This is a genomic window from Pontibacter sp. HJ8, assembly GCF_054824225.1.
On sequence record NZ_JSYF01000616.1, the window covers coordinates 1 to 675 of the forward strand.

Genomic DNA, 675 nt, shown 5'->3' on the forward strand with positions numbered 1-675 from the left:
GGGCGCTTAAAAGCTTCGAACTGAACCCTGTTATCAATCCTGACGGACTTCTCACATGTAAGACTGCCGTAAATGATTTTCATCAGGCAGGATTTGCCTTGCCCATTCCTGCCCAACAAACCGGTTATTCCCCCTGTTTCGCATTTCAGGTGGATGTCGGAAAGTATCCTTCTGCCATCAAACTCCAGTTGAATACTGTCTGCTTCCAGTTTGTGAATCATCTGATTTTGTAAGCAAGTACAATGAGAAATAAAAACAAGAAAAGGTCAAAGCCTAAGGTAGTCGCCCAGAGCATGGCCCTGGATAACCCCAGGTTTTGATAATAATAGTAGTGTTTGCTCTTATAGCTGTTAATAAAGTAAAATATAAGACCAAGGGTGGCTACTTTAAACCAAAACAGGATACCGAATATCATAAAATTGTAATCCCAAAGTAATTTTATGCAGCAAATAGTTGTCAGTACCGAAGCCAGAACAAAACCTCTGTAGAAAGTCCCTATAAGTCTTACTGTTTTGTATAGCTTCATATTGGTTGTTGAATCAGTAACCTAAGAACAGCCTTTAACTGTGAAGGTGAGTATTAACCCAATAGGCAGAAAACTATTTTTCAACTTCCTATATTTTTAAACCGTGCCTAACGTGCTTGGCCATAAGGCGGCGTAGCTGGCTTATGGGT

1 protein-coding gene is annotated in these 675 nt (G+C 40.3%); it reads right to left on the reverse strand.

Going from position 1 to position 675, the window contains the following annotated elements:
* Positions 1-221 (reverse strand): ATP-binding cassette domain-containing protein (locus OB13_RS20050; protein WP_461491961.1); only part of this gene is annotated, 221 nt, incomplete at its 3' end.
* Between the last annotated feature and the right edge of the window lie 454 nt (positions 222-675).